Below are 19,859 nucleotides of genomic sequence, written 5' to 3'. Positions count from 1 at the left end.
GGCTTTTCGTATGGGCTAGCGCGGGCTCAGCTTTTTACCAGCCTGACCGCCAGTACGTCGCAGGGCGCGCCGTGCAACACGTCATTGGCGGTGGAGCCGAGCAGCAGCGCCAAGCCATGGCGGCCGTGGCTGCCGACCACGATCAGGTCGCAACCCTGTTCCTTGGCCAGATGATGGATTTCCTGGCGCGGCTGACCGTAGGTCAGGTGGCTGTTTTCCTTGGACAGCTCCGGGTACTTGGCCATCAGGCGATCCAGGCGCTCCTTGGCCTGGTCGAACTGCTGTTGCTGCAATTGGGAAAGGTCCATCGGTACGTCGCCGCCGAAGGCCATGGCCATGGGTTCGACGATGTGCACCAGTGACAGCTTGGCGCTACCACTGACTGCCAGTTCGCGGGCGCGCTTAATGACCGGGTCGCATTCTTCGGTGAGGTCGACGGCGACCAGAATGTGTTCATAGTGCATGGGGGAGACCTCCAAAGGCTTGCGATAGAAGGGAAGTATGGCTGGTTTCAAGCGGATGGCTTTGCGTCAGGTCAAATCCGCTCATCAAGAATCGGGAGTACACATATGACGGTCTGGATAGTGGTGTCAATCCTTGCGCTGATTCTCAGCCCGCTCGCCTGGCTGCGGCCTTCACGCCAGCAGAGCGGTCGCATGGCCTTGCGCATGGAGGCTCGGCGCATAGGGCTGGCCATGCAATTGGCCCCGCAGGAGTGGCCGCACTGGATGTCGCCGGAGCCGCCCAACCCCTGTGCGCAGTACCATCGCCCCCGGCGCAGTGCCCAGCGCCCCTGCTGGAGTTACTGGCAGTCGGCGCCGGGAGTGTGGGTCAACCAATGGCGCGAAGTGTGCGAGGACGAGGCGATGCTGGTGCATTTGCGCACCTTGCCGGCCAATGCCTACAAGGTCGAGGCAGATCAGCAGATGATTACCCTGTATTGGGGCGAGAAGGGTGAGGCGAGCGTCCTGCAGGCCATCGCCGCTGTACTTAAAGCCCTGGCCTGAATTCGATGTTTGGCCGCGCCTGTCAGGTGCAGCGTTGTTTAGGGCGACTTTTCTAATTATTGACTCTATGAATGTTCCGGCATATGCCGCAGGGCGGGCATCCCTGCGTGCTGGCGAAATGACCGTAAAGTCGCGTTCTAGCCCGTGTTTTGGGCGATTGACAATTGTTCGAAATTCCTTGAAGGTGGCGTACCCAAATCAAACGGGCGTATGAATTGAGCGTTTGTATTACAGAGCGTTCCTACGAAACCCGACTATCGCGTTGGCGGGTGTGCCTGGCGGATTGGCGTAGCATCGACGGTGACGTCAGTGCCGAGCCAGAAGTTAGCTTCCGACGTGTACTGTTCAGCTTCCATATCGTGGAGATCAGTTGATGATTTACGAAGGTAAAGCCATCACGGTTAAAGCTCTTGAGAGTGGCATCGTCGAATTGAAATTCGACCTCAAGGGTGAGTCCGTCAACAAGTTCAACCGTCTAACCCTGAACGAACTGCGTCAGGCAGTAGACACCATCAAGGCAGACGCTTCGGTCAAGGGTGTCATCGTCACCAGCGGCAAGGACGTGTTCATCGTCGGCGCCGACATCACCGAATTCGTCGACAACTTCAAGCTGCCGGATGCAGAGCTGGTTGCAGGCAACCTCGAAGCCAACAAAATTTTCAGCGACTTCGAAGACCTGAATGTTCCGACCGTTGCCGCGATCAACGGCATCGCCCTGGGTGGCGGTCTGGAAATGTGCCTGGCGGCGGATTACCGCGTCATGGCCAGCAGCGCGAAAATCGGCCTGCCGGAAGTCAAACTGGGCATTTACCCAGGCTTCGGCGGTACTGTGCGCCTGCCGCGCATCATCGGTGCCGACAACGCTATCGAGTGGATTGCCGCTGGCAAGGAAAACCGTGCCGAAGACGCCCTGAAAGTCGGTGCCGTCGATGCAGTCGTGGCCCTGGACAAGCTCCAGGAAGCCGCACTGAACCTGGTCAAGGGCGCCATCTCGGGCCAGTTCGACTACAAGGCCAAGCGCCAGCCAAAACTGGAAAAGCTCAAGCTCAACGCCATCGAACAAATGATGTCGTTCGAGACCGCCAAGGGCTTCGTGGCCGGCCAGGCTGGCCCGAACTACCCGGCGCCGGTCGAAGCGATCAAGACCATCCAGAAAGCCGCGAACTTCGGTCGCGACAAAGCCCTGGAAGTTGAAGCCGCAGGCTTCGTCAAGCTGGCCAAGACCTCTGCCGCGCAGAGCCTGATCGGCCTGTTCCTGAACGATCAGGAACTGAAGAAAAAAGCCAAGGCCTATGACGAAATTGCCCGCGACGTGAAGCAGGCTGCCGTTCTCGGCGCCGGCATCATGGGCGGCGGCATCGCCTATCAGTCGGCGTCCAAAGGCACGCCGATCCTGATGAAGGACATTAACGAGCACGGTATCGAGCAGGGTCTGGCCGAAGCCGCCAAGCTGCTGGTTGGCCGCGTAGACAAAGGCCGCATGACTGCCGCGAAAATGGCCGAAGTGCTCAACGGCATTCGTCCGACCCTGTCCTACGGTGATTTCGGCCACGTCGACCTGGTGGTCGAGGCAGTCGTCGAGAACCCTAAAGTCAAGCAAGCCGTACTGGCTGAAGTGGAAGACAAGGTCAAGGAAGACACCATCCTGGCGTCCAACACCTCGACCATTTCCATCAGCCTGCTGGCCAAGGCCCTCAAGCGTCCTGAAAATTTCGTCGGCATGCACTTCTTCAACCCGGTGCACATGATGCCGCTGGTGGAAGTGATCCGTGGCGAGAAGTCCAGCGAGCTGGCCGTGGCCACTACCGTTGCCTATGCCAAGAAAATGGGCAAGAACCCGATTGTGGTCAACGACTGCCCTGGGTTCTTGGTCAACCGCGTGCTGTTCCCGTACTTTGGCGGTTTCGCCAAGTTGGTCAGCGCTGGCGTGGACTTTGTGCGCATCGACAAGGTCATGGAAAAATTCGGCTGGCCGATGGGCCCTGCCTACCTGATGGACGTGGTCGGCATCGACACCGGCCACCACGGCCGTGATGTTATGGCCGAAGGCTTCCCGGACCGCATGAAAGATGACCGTCGCTCGGCCATCGACGTGCTCTACGAAGCCAAGCGCCTGGGCCAGAAGAATGGTAAGGGCTTCTACGCCTACGAGACCGACAAGAAGGGCAAGCAGAAGAAAGTCGCCGACCCGTCGGTGCTGGAAGTGCTCAAGCCAATCGTTTACGAACAGCGTGAAGTGAGCGACGAAGACATCATCAACTGGATGATGATCCCGCTGTGCATGGAAACCGTGCGTTGCCTGGAAGACGGCATCGTCGAAACCGCTGCCGAAGCCGACATGGGCTTGGTCTACGGCATTGGTTTCCCTCCGTTCCGTGGCGGTGCGTTGCGTTACATCGATTCGATGGGTGTAGCGGCCTTCGTCGCCCTGGCTGACCAGTACGCTGATCTGGGCGCGCTGTACCACCCGACTGCGAAGCTGCGCGAGATGGCCAAAAACGGCCAAAGCTTCTTCGGTTAAGCGCCCAACGACTAGAGCGAGAATATTTATGAGCTTGAATCCAAGAGACGTCGTGATTGTTGACTTCGGTCGCACTCCGATGGGCCGCTCCAAGGGCGGCATGCACCGCAACACCCGTGCCGAAGACATGTCGGCGCACCTGATTAGCAAGCTGCTGGAACGCAACGTCAAGGTCGACCCGAACGAAGTCGAAGACGTGATCTGGGGCTGCGTCAACCAGACCCTGGAGCAAGGCTGGAACATCGCGCGCATGGCGTCGCTGATGACCCAGATCCCGCACACGGCGGCCGGCCAGACCGTCAGCCGCCTCTGCGGTTCGTCGATGAGTGCCCTGCATACCGCGGCGCAAGCGATCATGACCGGTAACGGTGATGTGTTTGTGGTCGGTGGCGTGGAGCACATGGGCCACGTCAGTATGATGCACGGTGTCGACCCGAACCCGCACATGTCCCTGTACGCGGCGAAAGCCTCGGGCATGATGGGCCTGACCGCGGAAATGCTCGGCAAGATGCACGGCATCACTCGTGAAGCCCAGGACGCCTTCGGCGTGCGCTCCCACCAGTTGGCCCACAAGGCCACGGTGGAAGGCAAGTTCAAGGATGAAATCATCCCGATGCAGGGTTACGACGAAAACGGTTTCCTGAAACTGTTCGACTACGACGAAACCATCCGTCCCGAAACCACCCTGGAAAGCCTGGCGGCCCTCAAGCCGGCCTTCAATCCAAAGGGCGGCACCGTGACGGCCGGTACTTCCTCGCAGATCACCGATGGTGCCTCGTGCATGATCGTGATGTCGGCCCAGCGTGCCCAGGACCTGGGGATCCAGCCTCTGGCGGTGATCCGTTCCATGGCCGTGGCGGGTGTGGACCCGGCGATCATGGGCTATGGTCCAGTTCCGGCAACGCAGAAAGCCCTTAAGCGCGCCGGCCTTGGCATCAACGATATCGACTTCTTCGAGCTCAACGAAGCCTTCGCGGCACAGGCCCTGCCCGTGCTCAAGGATCTGAAAGTGCTCGACAAGATGAACGAGAAGGTTAACCTGCATGGCGGCGCGATCGCCCTGGGCCACCCATTCGGTTGCTCCGGTGCGCGTATCTCCGGCACGTTGCTCAATGTGATGAAGCAAAATGGTGGCACCTTCGGGGTGGCGACCATGTGCATTGGCCTCGGTCAGGGCATCTCCACCGTGTTCGAACGCGTTTAAGCGATCGGTTACGGAAGCCGGGGCCATGTGCCCCGGTTTTTTGTTTTTAGTCGTTTTTTTACTTTTTATTTTTGATCGTTTGCGTGAGGGCCGAAGCATGTCTGTCCAACCTGGGCTCTATCAGCATTACAAAGGTCCGCAGTACCGCGTTTTCAACGTGGCGCGGCACTCCGAGACTGAAGAAGAAGTGGTCTTCTACCAAGCGCTGTATGGCGATTGCGGCTTTTGGGTGCGCCCCTTGAGCATGTTCCTGGAGTCGGTCGAAGTTGACGGCGAACAGGTCCCGCGCTTTGCTTTGATTCAGGCCGAACCCAGCCTTTTTTCACAGGCTTGAGGGCGGTGCGGGCAAAACCCTGCGCTTGACCTCACCTTGTTGCCACTATATATAGCGGTGCCGCGTCAGGCGCCAACCGCCTTTCACTTCTAGAATTCAGGAATTTTCTGATCCATGGGCAAATCGCTGGTCATTGTGGAATCCCCGGCTAAGGCCAAGACCATCAACAAGTATCTGGGCAACCAATACGTGGTGAAGTCGAGTATCGGCCATATCCGAGACCTGCCCACCAGCGGTTCGGCTAGCGCCAGCAAAGAGCCTGCTGCCAAGCGTGGCAAGGCCGCCGCTGGTGAAGCGCCTGTGCTCTCGCCCAAGGAGAAGGCGCGCAAGCAGCTCGTCTCGCGCATGGGCGTGGACCCCGAACACGGCTGGAAAGCCCAGTACGAGATCCTTCCGGGCAAAGAGAAGGTCATCGAAGAGCTGCGCCGGCTCGCCAAGGATGCTGACACCATCTATCTCGCGACGGACTTGGACCGCGAGGGGGAAGCCATTGCCTGGCACCTGCGCGAAGCCATCGGTGGCGACGACAGCCGCTACAAGCGTGTGGTGTTCAACGAAATCACCAAGAAAGCCATCCAGGAAGCCTTCTCCAAGCCGGGCGAGCTGGACATCGACCGCGTCAACGCCCAGCAGGCGCGGCGGTTCCTCGACCGTGTGGTGGGCTACATGGTTTCGCCACTGCTGTGGGCCAAGATCGCCCGTGGCCTGTCGGCTGGCCGGGTGCAATCGGTTGCGGTGAAGCTGGTGGTCGAGCGTGAGCGTGAGATCCGTGCGTTCATTCCCGAAGAATACTGGGAGGTCCACGCCGACCTCGGCACTGCCAAGGGCGCCAGCGTGCGCTTCGAAGTGGCCCGCGAGAACGGCGAAGCCTTCAAACCGCTGAACGAAGCCCAGGCCATGGCCGCGCTGGAGAAACTCAAGTCTTCGGCCTACACCATCGCCAAACGTGAAGACAAGCCGACCAGCAGCAAGCCGTCGGCACCGTTCATCACCTCCACGCTGCAGCAGGCCGCGAGTAATCGCCTGGGCTTTGGCGTGAAGAAGACCATGATGATGGCACAGCGCTTGTACGAGGCCGGCTACATCACTTATATGCGTACCGACTCGACCAACCTCTCGGCCGATGCCGTGGCGATGGCGCGTACTTACATCGAAGGGGAATTCGGCGGCAAATACCTGCCGGAAACCCCGAACGTCTACAGCAGCAAGGAAGGCGCCCAGGAGGCTCACGAAGCGATTCGCCCTTCGGACGTCAACACCGACCCGAGCAAACTGTCGGGCATGGAACGTGACGCTGAACGCCTCTACGAGCTGATCTGGCGCCAGTTCGTCGCCTGCCAGATGCTGCCGGCCAAATATTTGTCCACCACTGTCAGCGTCGCCGCCAGCGGCTTCGAGCTGCGTGCCAAGGGCCGCATCCTCAAGTTTGACGGCTACACCCGCGTGATGCCGCAAATGGCCAAGCCAGGCGACGACGACGTGCTACCGGATATGGCTCAGGGAGATGTGCTCAAGCTCATCAAGCTCGACCCGAGCCAGCACTTCACCAAGCCACCGGCACGTTACTCGGAAGCGAGCCTGGTCAAGGAAATGGAAAAGCGCGGTATCGGCCGCCCGTCGACCTATGCGGCGATCATTTCCACCATCCAGGATCGCGGCTACGTGGCGCTGCACAATCGCCGTTTCTATTCGGAGAAGATGGGTGACATCGTTACCGAGCGCTTGTCCGAGAGTTTCTCCAACCTGATGGACTACGGCTTCACCGCCGGCATGGAAGAGAACCTCGACGACGTGGCTCAGGGCGAGCGGGACTGGAAAAGCGTGCTTGACGAGTTCTACGGCGACTTCAAGAAAAAACTCGAAGTCGCGGAAAGCCCGGAAAACGGCATGCGCGCCAACCAGCCGGTCATGACCGACATCCCATGCACCACTTGCGGGCGGCCGATGCAGATCCGCACCGCGTCCACCGGGGTGTTCCTGGGTTGCTCAGGCTACAGCCTGCCGCCGAAAGAGCGCTGCAAGGCCACGGTCAACCTGGTGCCGGGCGACGAAATCGCTGCCGACGACGAGGGCGAGTCTGAATCCCTGGTGCTGCGCGGCAAGCACCGCTGCCCGATCTGCAGCACCGCGATGGATGCGTACCTGCTGGATGAAAAGCGCAAGCTGCATATCTGCGGTAACAACCCCGATTGCAATGGCTATGAGATCGAAGAAGGCACCTATCGGATCAAGGGTTATGAAGGCCCCAGCCTGGAGTGCGACAAGTGCGGCAGCGAGATGCAGCTCAAGACTGGCCGTTTCGGCAAGTTCTTCGGTTGCACCAATGCCGCATGCAAGAACACCCGTAAACTGCTGAAAAGCGGCGAAGCGGCACCGCCGAAGATGGACCCGGTGAAAATGCCGGAGCTCAAGTGCGAGAAGGTTAACGACACCTACATCTTGCGTGACGGCGCGTCTGGCTTGTTCCTGGCGGCCAGCCAGTTCCCGAAAAACCGCGAAACCCGTGCACCGCTGGTGATGGAAATCGTGCCGCACAAGGACGAGATCGATCCGAAGTACCACTTCCTCTGCGCGGCCCCACAGAAGGACCCGGACGGTCGTCCGGCCGTCATTCGCTACAGCCGCAAGACTAAGGAGCAGTACGTGCAGACCGAAGTGGATGGCAAGCCGACAGGCTGGCGCGCGTTCTACGAAGGTGGAAAATGGAAGGTTGAAGACAAGCGCCAGGGCGCGTGACGAAGGCGGGCGGCTGACCTCTCTGTCGGTGCGCCTCTGCCTGATTCGTCCTGGTAGCAGAAAGCCGCATGCGAACCCTCGGGTTGGCCTGCGGTTTTTTTTTGGCTTGCGGCGGCTGTGACTGATCCGTGACACTGTTAAGCCAGTACTACGCCCTATTTCGCTGTGGAGAGTGCCGTCATGGCCTTTGAGCTCTATACCCGTACCAATCAGAAAATATACTTCGCCGGGCTGTCGCTAGAGGCGCTGGCCCGGGCTGAAGAGGGGCGGGCGATGAACTCCCTGGCGCTGATCCAGGCAGGTCGCGAGTCCGCGTTGTTTCACCTATACGGGGCCTTACTGGGGTTGTGCCATGAAATTGCCGGTTTCTACCGTTTGCCTCAAGCCAATTCCCCGCGGGCGGAGTTATTGCTGACCCGAGAGGTGCTAGAGGCGGTGGCTATTCCGGAAATGGCAGAAATGGTGGAGTTGGCCAACAACCCCGAAACCTGGCTGGCGAAGTTGTTGGCGGCTCATGCCGCGTTGTTCCAGCCGCCCCGGGCGCCGCATAAGCCCAAGGGCGACGTCACTCAGCCGTTGATCGTCGCGGTTAATCTCGATGAAGAGCTAGGGCCTGAAGAATTGAGCCGTGAAGAACTGGAGAGCTGGCGGCAACACCTTAAGAGCCTGGCCGTTCGCTTTCGCGACGGGCTTAACGAGTGCTAAGCGAGTTAGAGCCAAGCCAGGGTTTTGCCTGACTGGGGAAACAGACCAGTCGCTCATGCATTAGTCGCAACACCAAGCGCATCCGGGCCTATGGCTGATACAATGCCGGCCTTTCGTGGAGAGCAAATTTTTATGCCAACGTCCTTTCTGGAAATTGTTGAGTTGCCTGACGGCCGTATAGAGCTGCGCCGGGCTGAGGACGAGGGTTCTCTGGTGACTTTGGATTTTTCTGAAGATGCCAAGGTGTTTCTGCAAGGCCAACATGTCGAAGTAGCCAAGGCGATGTTGAGTGTTGGCGTGCAGATGGCAGGCCGTCTCGCTGAAGGTGAGCTGGAGAAGGAAAGCGGGCCGCGGGTGCTGCACTGAGTCCGTTGGTCGGTTTCGCTTCTGTTGCGTCACCCCGGCTTCTCCATTCGTGAGAGGCCTCGTTATCAACCCAGGCGAATGTTCAGGCTTTGTGCATCCCCGGTGCGGGCGGCACTGATAAGTTGCTGGCGCATGCTCGATGGCAGTGGGTTGAGCCAACTGACGACGGTGTGGCTACGGCCCAGGCGCAGGGCCTCGCACGTCAATTGCTGGGCGCTTTGCATGCCGCGCGGTTGCAGTAGCAGGATGCGTTCGCGGTTAAGGCCAGCATCGCGCAGCCAGGCCTGGGTCAGGCTGGCGGGTGGGGCGATCAGGGTCAGCCAGCGAGCGTCCTGATCCTGGCTCAGTTGCCTGAGGATCGGCGCCAGTAGGTTCAGGCAGTTCCCGGCTGCTCCACGCAGCGACAGCTCGCTAAAGACTTCGGGCTCGGCGCTCCAGGGCGATTCGACCACGTCTTTGAGGATGGGCGCTTGCGCCATGAAGGCTTCGAACAACGGCAGTTGAGCTTGCTGTGAGGTATAGGGGAACTGCATAAAGCCTCCTTTAGCGGCGAATGACGCCGACACTCAAACCTTCGATCACCAGTTCCTGATCTTTCAGGTTGACTTCGATAGGGGCGAACTCGGGGTTCTCAGCAATCAGCCAGACTTTGCTGCCTTCACGCTTGAACCGCTTGACCGTCACTTCGTCGCCCAGGCGGGCGACGACAATCTGGCCATTACGAGCTTCGCGGGTGGTGTGTACCGCCAGCAGGTCGCCATCGAGGATGCCGACGTCCTTCATGCTCATGCCGTGTACCCGCAGCAGGTAGTCGGCGCGAGGGTGGAAGAAGGTCGGGTTGATGTTGCAGGACTCTTCGATGTGCTGCTGGGCCAGGATCGGCGCGCCAGCGGCAACACGACCGATGATCGGCAGGCTCGACTCGTCGGTTTCGGCTTCGAAACCAGGGATACGGATACCCCGTGAAGCGCCCGGGGTCATTTCGATAGCGCCCTTGCGTGCCAGGGCCTTGAGGTGTTCTTCGGCGGCATTGGGGGACTTGAATTCCAGTTTCTGCGCGATTTCCGCCCGGGTAGGGGGGAAGCCGTTTTCTTTGAGGCAGTCTTTGATAAAGGCCAGGATCTCGGCTTGGCGTGGCGTCAGTTTTATCATGTCGATCGCTCTGTCTTTTTATACAGTGACTGGGATTATATACAGTGAAGGCGTCTTGGCAATCCTCCTTTTTCCGGCGCCCGCCGAACGGTTGAATAAGGGCGCACGCTAGGGTTGTCGTAGCGAGGTCCTACAGGGTTTTCCTTGTGTGATTAAATAGGTGACTGGTCGGCCGGAAAACGGACAGGCAGGCTTGACAAGACATAAGCTGAAACGTATGTTTCAAACAAGTGTTTGTCAGGTAGAGTAACCATGGCCCAGTCGGAAACCGTTGAACGCATTCTTGATGCTGCCGAGCAGTTGTTCGCGGAAAAAGGGTTCGCTGAAACTTCATTGCGCCTTATCACCAGCAAGGCCGGGGTCAACCTGGCGGCGGTGAATTATCATTTCGGCTCGAAAAAGGCGCTGATCCAGGCAGTGTTCTCGCGCTTCCTGGGGCCTTTTTGCATCAGCCTGGACCGGGAGCTGGAACGCCGCCAGGCCAAGCCTGACAGCAAGCCAAGCCTGGAAGAACTGCTGGAAATCCTTGTCGAACAGGCCCTCGTGGTGCAACCGCGCAGCGGCAATGACCTGTCTATCTTCATGCGTTTGCTTGGTTTGGCCTTCAGCCAGAGCCAGGGCCACCTGCGGCGTTACCTGGAGGACATGTACGGCAAGGTGTTCCGCCGCTACATGATGCTCGTCAATGAGGCCGCGCCGCGGATCCCGCCGATCGAGTTATTCTGGCGCGTGCACTTCATGCTCGGTGCTGCGGCGTTCAGTATGTCCGGCATCAAGGCCTTGCGCGCCATTGCCGAGACCGATTTTGGCGTCAATACCTCGATTGAGCAGGTAATGCGCCTGATGGTGCCATTCCTCGCGGCTGGCATGCGCGCCGAAACCGGGGTCACTGACGACACCATGGCCAGCGCCCAGTTGCGGCCGCGGGTCAAGTCCACGCCGGCGCCTGCCAAGGTTTAGTGGCCGGTGGGTGGGCGCGGCGGCTGACATCCGCTAAGCTTGCCGCCCATGTCGACTCCCGTTCCAGACTCTCTCCTTACCCTGCACCGACCCGCGCCCGCCGAGCTTCGCTCCTGGCGGCGCAGTCGTGTGCCCGTAATAAAGGAATCGCTATGACCGGTGCCCTGCAAGGCTCCCTGATGGTGGATGTGGCCGGTACCTGGCTGACCTCCGAAGACCGTCACCTGTTGCGCCAGCCCGAGGTGGGCGGCCTGATTATTTTTGCGCGCAACATTGAGCACCCACGCCAGGTGCGCGAACTCAGTGCCTCGATTCGCGCCGTACGCCCGGACCTGCTGCTGGCAGTGGATCAGGAAGGCGGCCGCGTCCAGCGCCTGCGTCAGGGTTTTGTGCGCCTGCCGGCGATGCGGGCAATTGCCGACAATCCCAACGCCGAGGTGTTGGCCGAGCACTGTGGTTGGATCATGGCCACTGAAGTGCTGGCTGTTGGTCTGGATTTGAGCTTCGCCCCGGTGCTCGACCTCGATTACCAACGCAGCGCAGTGGTGGGGAGCCGTTCGTTCGAGGGCGACCCGCAGCGTGCCGCGCTGCTGGCCGGGGCCTTCATTCGCGGCATGAACAGCGCCGGCATGGCGGCCACGGGCAAGCATTTTCCCGGCCACGGCTGGGCGGAGGCTGATTCCCACGTGGCGATTCCCGTCGATGAGCGCAGCCTCGAGGAGATCCGCGCCAATGACCTGGTGCCGTTCGCCCGTTTGAGCCAGCAACTGGCCGCCGTGATGCCGGCCCACGTGATCTACCCCCAGGTAGACAGCCAGCCTGCCGGGTTCTCGCGCCGCTGGTTGCAGGACATCCTGCGGGGCGAGTTGCAATTTGATGGGGTGATTTTCAGCGATGACCTGTCGATGGCCGGTGCCCATGTGGTGGGCGATGCGGCCAGTCGGATCGAGGCCGCCCTATCTGCCGGTTGCGACATGGGCCTGGTATGCAATGACCGGGCGGCGGCCGAGTTGGCCTTGTGCGCGGCCCAGCGCCTGAAGGTCACGCCCAGCCCGCGTATCGCGCGGATGCGCGGCCAGGGTTTCGCCGGCACCGAGTACCGCCAGGACCCGCGCTGGCTCGCAGCCATTGGCGCCCTCAAAGACGCTCAATTGATTGATTAAAGGAAACTTGCAATGACGGTTTACGCGATTATCGGCGGCACCGGGCTGACTCAGCTCGAAGGTTTGAACATCCGCCAGTCGTTGCCGCTGGATACGCCCTATGGCGCGCCGTCGGCCGAGATCCAGGTGGGCGAATACGCTGGGCGCGAGGTGCTGTTCCTCGCACGTCACGGCCATCCGCATCGTGTTGCGCCCCATCAGGTCAACTACCGCGCCAACCTGTGGGCGTTGAAGCAAGCCGGGGCCGAGGCGATCCTGGCGGTCAATGCGGTCGGTGGGATTCACGCGTCCATGGGCACCGGGCATTTCTGTGTGCCGCACCAAGTGATCGACTACACCAGCGGCCGCGAGCACACCTACTTTGCCGATGACCTGGAACACGTGACCCACATCGATTTCAGCTACCCCTACAGCGAGCCGCTGCGCGAGCGTCTGATCGCGGCGCTGGCCGCTCAAGGTTGCGCCTACAGCAGCCATGGCGTGTATGCCTGCACCCAAGGGCCGCGCCTGGAAACCGTGGCCGAGATTGCGCGCCTGGAGCGTGACGGTTGCGACATCGTGGGCATGACTGGCATGCCGGAAGCGGCCCTGGCCCGTGAGCTGGGCCTGGACTATGCGTGCCTGGCCCTGGTGGTCAACCCGGCGGCGGGCAAGTCCACGGCGGTGATTACCATGGCGCAAATCGAGCAGGCGCTGCATGACGGCATGGGCCTGGCGAAGGCGACCCTGGCTCGGGTGTTGATGGCATAAGTGCAGTTCGGGAGTGTGGCGCGCCTATCGCGGGCAAGGCCCGCTCCCACAGGCTACGGTGCTCGATCTGTGGCGCGATAGACGCGCCACAAACTAATGCTTGGCTTTATCCGGTAGCGGCGCGAACAGCGCTTCAATGTCGTTGTTTTGCAGCTTCCAATCCCCGGCCTGGCGCCCGTCGAGCACGCCTGCGGCGAGGTCGGACTTTTCTTTTTGCAGGTGCTGGATTTTTTCCTCCACCGTGCCCCGGGCGATCATCTTGTAGACGAACACCGGTTTTTCCTGGCCAATGCGGTAGGCGCGGTCGGTGGCCTGGTTTTCCGTGGCAGGGTTCCACCACGGGTCGTAGTGGATCACCGTATCGGCTTCGGTCAGGTTCAAGCCTACGCCGCCCGCCTTGAGGCTAATCAGGAAGATTTGCAACTGGCCGCTCTGGAAGGCCTTGACCGGCGTGCGGCGGTCGCGGGTCTGCCCGGTCAGCAGGGCATAGGCGACGCCGCGTTTTTTCAGTTCGGCTTCAATTAGGGTCAGCATTGAAGTGAACTGGGAGAACAGTAGAATCCGCCGCCCCTCCTCGAACAACTCTTCAAGCATTTGCATCAGGCTATCGAGCTTGCCCGAGGTGCTGCCCCGGGTGGGTGGGGCTTCGTTAACCAGGCGCAGGTCGCAGCAGACCTGGCGCAGCTTGAGCAGCGCTTCGAGGATGATGATTTGGCTGCGGGCCACGCCTTTGCGGGTGATCTCGTCGCGTACTTTTTTGTCCATGGCCAGGCGCATGGTTTCGTAGACGTCCCGCTGGGCTTCGTTGAGGTCGACCCAATGGATGATCTCGGTCTTGGGTGGCAGTTCAGTGGCCACCTGCTCTTTGGTGCGGCGCAGCAGGAACGGCTTGATGCGCCCGTTGAGGTGCTGCAAGCGCACTTCGCTGCCGCGTTTTTCGATGGGCACGCGGTAGTCGCGGTTGAAGGTCTTCACGTCCCCCAGCCAACCCGGCAGCAAGAAGTGGAACAGTGACCAGAGTTCGCCCAGGTGGTTTTCCAGGGGCGTACCGGACAGGCACAGGCGTTGCCGGGCGTTGAGGCTGCGGGCAGCTTCGGCGGCCTTGCTGGTGGGGTTCTTGATGTACTGCGCTTCGTCCAACACCAGCACATGCAGCGGCTGGGCGGCCAGCACTTCGATGTCCTTGGGCAGCAGGGCGTAGGTGGTGAGGATCAGGTCGTACTCGGCCAGTTGGGCGAAGTGCTTCTTGCGCCCGGCGCCATACAACGCCAGGACCTTGAGCTGGGGCGTGAAGTGCGCCGCTTCGTCGAGCCAATTGGGGATCAGGCTGGTGGGCATCACTACCATGCACGGCCGGTCGAGGCGCCCGGCGTGCTTTTCGCTGAGCACGTGGGCCAGGGTTTGCAGGGTTTTGCCCAGGCCCATGTCGTCGGCGAGGATGCCGCCCACCTCCAGTTGGCGCAGTGACTGCATCCAGCTCAGGCCTTCGAGTTGGTAGGGGCGCAAGGTGGCGTTGAGGCCATCGGGCGCGCGGCAACTGTAGTCTCTGATGTCGCGCAGGCGTTGGGCGAAGGTGCGGATGTGTTCGCCGCCTTCCCACAGCAGGGGCAACTCTTGCAGCGGGTTGAGCCGCAAGGCATCGGCTTTGCTCAGGCGCAGGCGGGTTTCGCCTGGTTCTTGCAGGTAGAACTCGCCGAGGGTGGCCAGCACCGGTTTCAGGCGCCCGAAGGGCAGGGCCACTTGCAGCGGGCCGCTGTCGGTAGGGGGCCGGTTGGGGATGTTCACCAGGATCAACTCGTCGTCGCGGCGTTTGGCCAGGCGTTCGGGGTTGAGCAACTCGGTGTGGGAGCGCATCAGGTTGAGCAGGATCGGCAGCAGGCTCAGGCGCTCGCCGTTGACGATGATGCCCAGTTCCAGGTCGAACCAATCACGCTGCGGCGCCTCCTCGACGCTGGCGTACCAGTCATCGACGGCGGTCAGGTCGAAGCCGAAGTCGTCCTCTATCTGCAACTCCCAGCCTTGTTCGCGCAGGCTGGGCAGTTGGTTGAGGGTGAAGGTCAGCCAGGCGCTGTCGTTGACCATCTCAAACAATTCGCCTGCGCTTTCGGGCAGGGCTTTACTTTGCCGGGTGGCGATGCGAAACCCCAGCAGCCTGAGCTGTTCGCGGTAGTGCTTCTCGGCGTCGAGTTGGCGCTTGATGCGCAGGGTCTGCTGTTCCTGGCGGATCAGGATATCGGCGTTTTTCTGCCCGCTGACGTATTCGCCCTGATAGTTGAAGGACAGCGCGGCGCGGTGCTGGATATAGCGCTGCATTTTGCCGTTACGCGGTTCAAAGGCGCTGAATTCGACGCTGGCCAGCCACAGGCGCGGCACCGGTTGCACGTCGTCGAGCAGCACTTGCGGCGGGGCGGCGGGGCGGCGGTTTTCCAGGACCGTCTGGAGTTTTTCCAACAGTTGGGCGTCTTTGGCGGCGGCGGGGAAGGCCAGGGTTTCTTCGACTTGCAGCAGTACCGCGGCGCAGTGCTTGCAGTTGACCCGCACGGGGCAACTGCACGTAGCGTCCACCATCAGCAGGGTGTTTTTCGCGGATTCGCGCAGGTTGATGGTCTGGCGGTAGACGTTGCCGCCCGAGCCTTCGCAACTGGCAGTGATGGTGCTGTCGCCGACCTGGACGAAGCGCACGCGGTTTTCCAGCGCGTAGCGGCGCCCGCGCTCAAGGCTCTGTTCTTTGAAGCGACTGACCCAGGACGGTGCCAGGGGTTTGGTCAGGGTCGCGGGCATGGGCACTCAGTCAGTCCGGGATTTCAACGGGGGCTTGGCTGCGGGCGGGGGCGGATAGCGAGGTGATTTTTATCAGCAGGCCCAGGTGGCCGTTGTCGAGAAAATTCAGTTGGCCGTTCTTGGTGTGGCTTTGCTGGCTCAGGCTTTCGCTGGCGGTAATCAGGCCATTGCGGTCGATCTGGTTGACCCAGAACTTGGCGTTGACGTCGGTAAAGCGCCCTAGTTTCAACTCCAGGGTGCCCTGGATCGGGAACTGGCCGAACTGCCCGGCACCGTCGCTGATCGCCACTGTGCTCGGCGCCTCGCCCAGAGGCTGTTGCCAGGCCTTGTGCAGCAGCACGCTGTAGTCGGTGCTGGCCTTGAGGTTTTCGACTTCTTTGTTGAGGCTCGGCGTGCGCAGGCTGGCCGGGTCAACTGGGCGGGCAGCGGCGGCCCAATCCTCTGGCGCTGGGCGGCTGAGGATGGTGGGTTCGGCATTCTGCCGCACCAGGATCATCTCGATCTGGTACAGCTCATCGGCCAACGCCAAGGGGGCGACCAGGGTCAGCAGCAAGGTCAGTGAGGCAAACAGGCGCATGGCACGTCCTTCAAGCAGTTTTCGGGGCGAGGCGCTCGAACAGCGCCTCCAATGTGTTGAAGCGCTCTTCGGGACGTTCCATTGGCACCATGAATTTGAACAGCGTAGCGCCTTCAAATTTGTAGCGGTTGGGCTGGCCCTGGATGAGTTTTATCAGCACCAGCGGATCGACCGGCGTCTGCGGTTCGAACTCGATACGCCCGCCCTGTGGCCCGGCGTCGACCTTCTTGATGCCCAGTTGTTCGGCTTGCAGCTTGAGCAGGGTCAGGCGCACCAGGTTCTTGGTCGGCTCAGGCAGCAGGCCGAAGCGGTCGATCATTTCCACTTGCAGGTCCTTGAGGCCCTCTTCGTCGGTGGCCGAGGCGATGCGCTTGTACAGGATCAGCCGCGCATGCACATCTGGCAGGTAGTCCTCGGGAATCAACGCGGGCAGGCGCAGGTTGATTTCCGGGCCGCCGCCCAAGGGTTGGTCGAGGTTCGGTTGCTCGCCCTTGCGGATGGCCTTGACCGCCCGTTCGAGCATTTCCATGTAGAGGGTGAAGCCCACGGCCTGGATCTGCCCGCTCTGACCGTCGCCCAATAGCTCGCCGGCGCCGCGGATTTCCAGGTCGTTGGTGGCCAGCACGAAACCGGCGCCCAGGTCCTGGGTATTGGCAATGGCCTCCAGGCGTTTTTGCGCATCCGCAGTGACTTGCTGGCGCGGTGGCGTGAGCAGGTAGGCGTAGGCCTGGTGGTGGCTGCGCCCCACGCGGCCGCGCAATTGGTGCAGTTGCGCCAGGCCGAACTTGTCGGCGCGCTCGATGATGATGGTGTTGGCGCTGGGCACGTCGATGCCGGTCTCGATGATGGTCGAGGCGATCAGCACGTTGAAGCGCTTGTGGTAGAAGTCGCTCATCACCTGTTCGAGCTCGCGTTCGCGCATCTGCCCGTGGCCGATGCCGATGCGTGCTTCGGGCACTAGTTCGGCGAGGTCTGCGGCGCATTTCTCGATGGTTTTTACATCGTTGTGCAGGTAATAGACCTGGCCGCCACGCAGCAGCTCACGTAGCAGGGCTTCTTTGACGGTGCTGTTGTTCTGCTCCATGACGAAGGTGCGCACCGACAGGCGCCGTGCCGGTGGGGTGGCGATGATCGACAGGTCGCGCATGCCCGAGACGGCCATGTTCAGGGTGCGCGGGATGGGCGTGGCGGTCAGGGTGAGGATGTCCACCTCGCTACGCAGGGCCTTGAGCTGTTCCTTCTGGCGCACGCCGAAGCGGTGTTCTTCGTCGATGATGACCAGGCCCAGATTTTTGATCTTGACGTCGTCTTGCAGCAACTTGTGGGTGCCGATAACGATGTCGATCTTGCCTTCGGCCAGGTCGGCGACGGCGGCGTTGACTTCCTTGGTCGATTTGAAGCGGCTCATCACTTCGACGGTCACCGGCCAGTCGGCGAAGCGATCGCGAAAGCTGTTGTAGTGCTGCTGGGCGAGCAGGGTAGTGGGCACCAGGATCGCCACCTGGCGGCCGCCGTGCACGGCGATGAACGCGGCGCGCATGGCCACTTCGGTCTTGCCGAAGCCCACGTCGCCGCACACCAGGCGATCCATGGGCTTGGGCGCGAGCATGTCGGCGCGCACGGCTTCGATGGTGGTTTGCTGGTCCGGGGTTTCCTCGAAGGGAAAACCGGCGCTGAACGTTGCGTAGTCGGCCTTGGGGTCGGCGAACGCGTAGCCTTCGCGGGCGGCGCGGCGGGCGTAGATGTCCAGCAGTTCGGCGGCCACGTCGCGCACCTGCTCGGCGGCTTTGCGCTTGGCTTTCTGCCAGGTCTCCGACCCTAGGCGATGCAGGGGCGCGAGGGCATCGTCGCTGCCGGTGTAGCGGGCGATCAGGTGCAGGCTGGCCACCGGCACGTAGAGCTTGGCGCCCTCGGCGTATTCCATGGTGAGGAATTCGGCGGCCTGGTTGTCGATTTCCAACGTGGCCAGGCCCAGGTAGCGGCCCACGCCGTGGTCGATGTGCACCACCGGCGCGCCTTCGCGCAGCTCGGTGAGGTTCTTGATGACCGCGTCGTTGTTGGCGTCGGCGCGTTTCTCCCGGCGCCGGCGCTGCATCACCCGTTGGCCGAACAGCGGGCTCTCGGCGATCAACGCCAGCGCCGGGTCGTCCAGCAGCAGGCCATCGTCCAGAGGGGCGATGGTGATCGCCAAACGGTGTTTGCTGGCGACGAAATCCGGCCAGTTATCAACGGTTTTTGGCCGCAGCTTAAGGCGCTCAAGCAGCTCCAGCAGAACTTCGCGGCGCCCGGCCGACTCGGCGGTAAACAGCACGCGCCCGTTAAAGTCTTCAAGGAACCCGGAAAGCGCCGCCAAGGGCTCGTTGGCCTTGGCTTCGATGGCCAGGTTGGGCAGGGCCCGGGCGGCGAACCGCTCACGCCCGGGGCCGGTGTCCACGTCCTGCTGGCTGGCGACCACCCGGGGCCAGTTCTTGAGGCGCGCGAAGCAGTCTTCGACCGGCAGGAACAATTCGGCCGGCGGCAGCAGCGGGCGCGATGGATCGACGCGGCGCTCTTCGTAGCGGTTGCGCACATCGTTCCAGAAGTTTTCCGCCGCTTGCTCGATGCCCGGCAGGGAGAACACCTGGGTGTCCTGCGGCAAGTAGTCGAACAGGGTGGAGGTTTCGTCGAAAAACAGCGGCAGGTAGTACTCGATGCCGGCGGGAGTGATGCCGCTGCTCAGGTCCTGGAAGATCGGGCAGCGGCGAAAGTCCACGTCAAAGCGCTCGCGAAACCGTGCCTTGAACCGCGTCACCGCGTCTTTTTGCAGGGGGAACTCGCGGGCCGGGAGCAAGCGCACGGAGTCGACCTTGTCAATGGAGCGCTGGTTTTCCGGGTCGAAGGTACGCAGGGTCTCGATTTCGTCATCGAACAGGTCAATGCGGTAGGGCAGTTTGCTGCCCATCGGGAACAGGTCGATCAGCGCCCCGCGTACCGCGAACTCGCCGTGCTCGTACACCGTGTCGACGCAACGGTAGCCGCTGGCCTCCAGGCGCGTGCGCATCTGTTCGACGTCGAGTTTCTGGCCGATGTCCAGCACGAGGCTGCTACCCAGCAGGAACTTGGTCGGCGCCAGGCGATGTAGGGCCGTGGTGATAGGCACTACCAAAACCCCGTGGCTCAGCTCCGGCAGCCGATACAGGCTGGCGATGCGCTGGGAAATGATGTCCTGGTGGGGCGAAAACAGGTCGTAGGGCAGGGTTTCCCAGTCCGGGAAGTGCAGCACCGGCAAATCGGGGGCGAAGAAACCCAGTTCCTGCTCCAGCCGTTCGGCGCTTTGGCTGTCGGCGGTCAGTAGCAGGGTGAAGCGCTTGGCAGCGCTGGCAGCCTCGGCGATGGCCAGGCTCAGGGCGGCACCGGGCAGGTTGCCCCAGTGCTGTTTACCTGCGGCAGCAGGGAGATGCGGTAGACGCAGAACAGGCACGGAAGGTTGAGCTCCAAGCGTTGCGACAAAGCCTGCGATTGTAGCGGGCGAAGGTGCCGGCTGTCAGTTGCAGACTGGCGCCAATCGAGCAAAACCATGGTGCGACAGGCGCGCATTGATCCGCGCCCGACTCGGCGGCATAA

Annotated in this window: 16 protein-coding genes; 10 read left to right on the top strand and 6 right to left on the bottom strand. The window is 61.5% G+C overall.

From position 1 onward, the window contains the following. Window positions 1-26: 26 nt before the first annotated feature. Window positions 27-464: a universal stress protein gene (locus AC19YR_RS05355; RefSeq protein ID WP_095107630.1), complete on the bottom strand. Its 438-nt coding sequence runs from the start codon at window positions 462-464 to the stop codon at window positions 27-29. Window positions 465-569: 105 nt separating this feature from the next. Here AC19YR_RS05355 and AC19YR_RS05350 point away from each other — a divergent pair, with 105 nt between their 5' ends. The 7 genes from AC19YR_RS05350 (at window position 570) to AC19YR_RS05320 (ending at window position 8,873) form a co-directional block, all read left to right on the top strand. Next, on the top strand, window positions 570-1,007 hold the full coding sequence (locus tag AC19YR_RS05350) for a hypothetical protein (protein ID WP_095107631.1): 438 nt from the start codon (window positions 570-572) through the stop codon (window positions 1,005-1,007). 373 nt (window positions 1,008-1,380) lie between these two features. Next, window positions 1,381-3,528, top strand: coding sequence for a fatty acid oxidation complex subunit alpha FadB (gene fadB / locus AC19YR_RS05345; protein ID WP_095107632.1), 2,148 nt, complete (start codon window positions 1,381-1,383; stop codon window positions 3,526-3,528). Window positions 3,529-3,556: 28 nt separating this feature from the next. After that, window positions 3,557-4,732: an acetyl-CoA C-acyltransferase FadA gene (gene fadA / locus AC19YR_RS05340; protein ID WP_095107633.1), complete on the top strand. Its 1,176-nt coding sequence runs from the start codon at window positions 3,557-3,559 to the stop codon at window positions 4,730-4,732. A 97-nt stretch (window positions 4,733-4,829) separates the two neighbouring features. Beyond that, a complete protein-coding gene (locus AC19YR_RS05335) occupies window positions 4,830-5,066 on the top strand; it encodes a DUF1653 domain-containing protein (RefSeq protein ID WP_095107634.1) in 237 nt (78 codons plus the stop codon). A 114-nt stretch (window positions 5,067-5,180) separates the two neighbouring features. Next, window positions 5,181-7,802: a type I DNA topoisomerase gene (gene topA, locus AC19YR_RS05330; protein ID WP_500597461.1), complete on the top strand. Its 2,622-nt coding sequence runs from the start codon at window positions 5,181-5,183 to the stop codon at window positions 7,800-7,802. 180 nt (window positions 7,803-7,982) lie between these two features. Further along, window positions 7,983-8,507 carry a DUF6586 family protein gene (locus AC19YR_RS05325; RefSeq protein ID WP_500597460.1) on the top strand — a complete coding sequence of 175 codons (525 nt, stop codon included), beginning with the start codon at window positions 7,983-7,985 and terminating at the stop codon, window positions 8,505-8,507. 132 nt (window positions 8,508-8,639) lie between these two features. Further along, window positions 8,640-8,873 carry a hypothetical protein gene (locus tag AC19YR_RS05320; RefSeq protein WP_176465056.1) on the top strand — a complete coding sequence of 78 codons (234 nt, stop codon included), beginning with the start codon at window positions 8,640-8,642 and terminating at the stop codon, window positions 8,871-8,873. 65 nt (window positions 8,874-8,938) lie between these two features. On the opposite strand, the gene sulA is transcribed toward AC19YR_RS05320, so the two are convergent. Continuing rightward, the gene (sulA, locus tag AC19YR_RS05315) at window positions 8,939-9,406 is read right to left on the bottom strand and encodes an SOS-induced cell division inhibitor SulA (RefSeq protein ID WP_095107638.1); all 468 of its coding nucleotides are present in this window, start codon (window positions 9,404-9,406) and stop codon (window positions 8,939-8,941) included. A 10-nt stretch (window positions 9,407-9,416) separates the two neighbouring features. Further along, window positions 9,417-10,025, bottom strand: coding sequence for a transcriptional repressor LexA (gene lexA / locus AC19YR_RS05310; RefSeq protein ID WP_095107639.1), 609 nt, complete (start codon window positions 10,023-10,025; stop codon window positions 9,417-9,419). 252 nt (window positions 10,026-10,277) lie between these two features. On the opposite strand from lexA, the gene AC19YR_RS05305 reads away from it, so the two are divergent. From AC19YR_RS05305 to AC19YR_RS05295, 3 genes are all read left to right on the top strand, one after another. Continuing rightward, window positions 10,278-10,985 (top strand): TetR/AcrR family transcriptional regulator, encoded by a 708-nt coding sequence (locus AC19YR_RS05305; RefSeq protein WP_095107640.1) that lies wholly within the window; start codon window positions 10,278-10,280, stop codon window positions 10,983-10,985. A gap of 164 nt (window positions 10,986-11,149) precedes the next feature. Further along, complete coding sequence (gene nagZ / locus AC19YR_RS05300) at window positions 11,150-12,148, top strand: beta-N-acetylhexosaminidase (protein ID WP_500597538.1); 999 nt, start codon at window positions 11,150-11,152, stop codon at window positions 12,146-12,148. Window positions 12,149-12,160: 12 nt separating this feature from the next. Then, a complete protein-coding gene (locus AC19YR_RS05295) occupies window positions 12,161-12,898 on the top strand; it encodes an S-methyl-5'-thioinosine phosphorylase (protein WP_500597458.1) in 738 nt (245 codons plus the stop codon). Window positions 12,899-12,991: 93 nt separating this feature from the next. On the opposite strand, the gene AC19YR_RS05290 is transcribed toward AC19YR_RS05295, so the two are convergent. Genes AC19YR_RS05290 through mfd form a run of 3 tightly spaced genes read right to left on the bottom strand, consistent with a single transcriptional unit; the run spans window position 12,992 to window position 19,716 of the window. Continuing rightward, a complete protein-coding gene (locus tag AC19YR_RS05290) occupies window positions 12,992-15,679 on the bottom strand; it encodes an SNF2-related protein (protein WP_500597457.1) in 2,688 nt (895 codons plus the stop codon). 10 nt (window positions 15,680-15,689) lie between these two features. Then, a complete protein-coding gene (locus tag AC19YR_RS05285) occupies window positions 15,690-16,256 on the bottom strand; it encodes a CsiV family protein (protein ID WP_500597456.1) in 567 nt (188 codons plus the stop codon). A gap of 10 nt (window positions 16,257-16,266) precedes the next feature. After that, complete coding sequence (mfd, locus tag AC19YR_RS05280) at window positions 16,267-19,716, bottom strand: transcription-repair coupling factor (RefSeq protein WP_500597455.1); 3,450 nt, start codon at window positions 19,714-19,716, stop codon at window positions 16,267-16,269. Between the last annotated feature and the right edge of the window lie 143 nt (window positions 19,717-19,859).

This window comes from Pseudomonas sp. MF08817 (assembly GCF_059862705.1).
Note: the sequence above shows the minus strand (reverse complement) of the source record. Positions and strands in the feature narration are given on the sequence as shown.

Coding starts and splice junctions, on each gene's coding strand:
- AC19YR_RS05355 (WP_095107630.1), bottom strand. CDS start 464: ATGCACTATGAACACATTCTGGTCGCCGTCGACCTCACCGAAGAATGC.
- AC19YR_RS05350 (WP_095107631.1), top strand. CDS start 570: ATGACGGTCTGGATAGTGGTGTCAATCCTTGCGCTGATTCTCAGCCCG.
- fadB (WP_095107632.1), top strand. CDS start 1,381: ATGATTTACGAAGGTAAAGCCATCACGGTTAAAGCTCTTGAGAGTGGC.
- fadA (WP_095107633.1), top strand. CDS start 3,557: ATGAGCTTGAATCCAAGAGACGTCGTGATTGTTGACTTCGGTCGCACT.
- AC19YR_RS05335 (WP_095107634.1), top strand. CDS start 4,830: ATGTCTGTCCAACCTGGGCTCTATCAGCATTACAAAGGTCCGCAGTAC.
- topA (WP_500597461.1), top strand. CDS start 5,181: ATGGGCAAATCGCTGGTCATTGTGGAATCCCCGGCTAAGGCCAAGACC.
- AC19YR_RS05325 (WP_500597460.1), top strand. CDS start 7,983: ATGGCCTTTGAGCTCTATACCCGTACCAATCAGAAAATATACTTCGCC.
- AC19YR_RS05320 (WP_176465056.1), top strand. CDS start 8,640: ATGCCAACGTCCTTTCTGGAAATTGTTGAGTTGCCTGACGGCCGTATA.
- sulA (WP_095107638.1), bottom strand. CDS start 9,406: ATGCAGTTCCCCTATACCTCACAGCAAGCTCAACTGCCGTTGTTCGAA.
- lexA (WP_095107639.1), bottom strand. CDS start 10,025: ATGATAAAACTGACGCCACGCCAAGCCGAGATCCTGGCCTTTATCAAA.
- AC19YR_RS05305 (WP_095107640.1), top strand. CDS start 10,278: ATGGCCCAGTCGGAAACCGTTGAACGCATTCTTGATGCTGCCGAGCAG.
- AC19YR_RS05295 (WP_500597458.1), top strand. CDS start 12,161: ATGACGGTTTACGCGATTATCGGCGGCACCGGGCTGACTCAGCTCGAA.
- AC19YR_RS05290 (WP_500597457.1), bottom strand. CDS start 15,679: ATGCCCGCGACCCTGACCAAACCCCTGGCACCGTCCTGGGTCAGTCGC.
- AC19YR_RS05285 (WP_500597456.1), bottom strand. CDS start 16,256: ATGCGCCTGTTTGCCTCACTGACCTTGCTGCTGACCCTGGTCGCCCCC.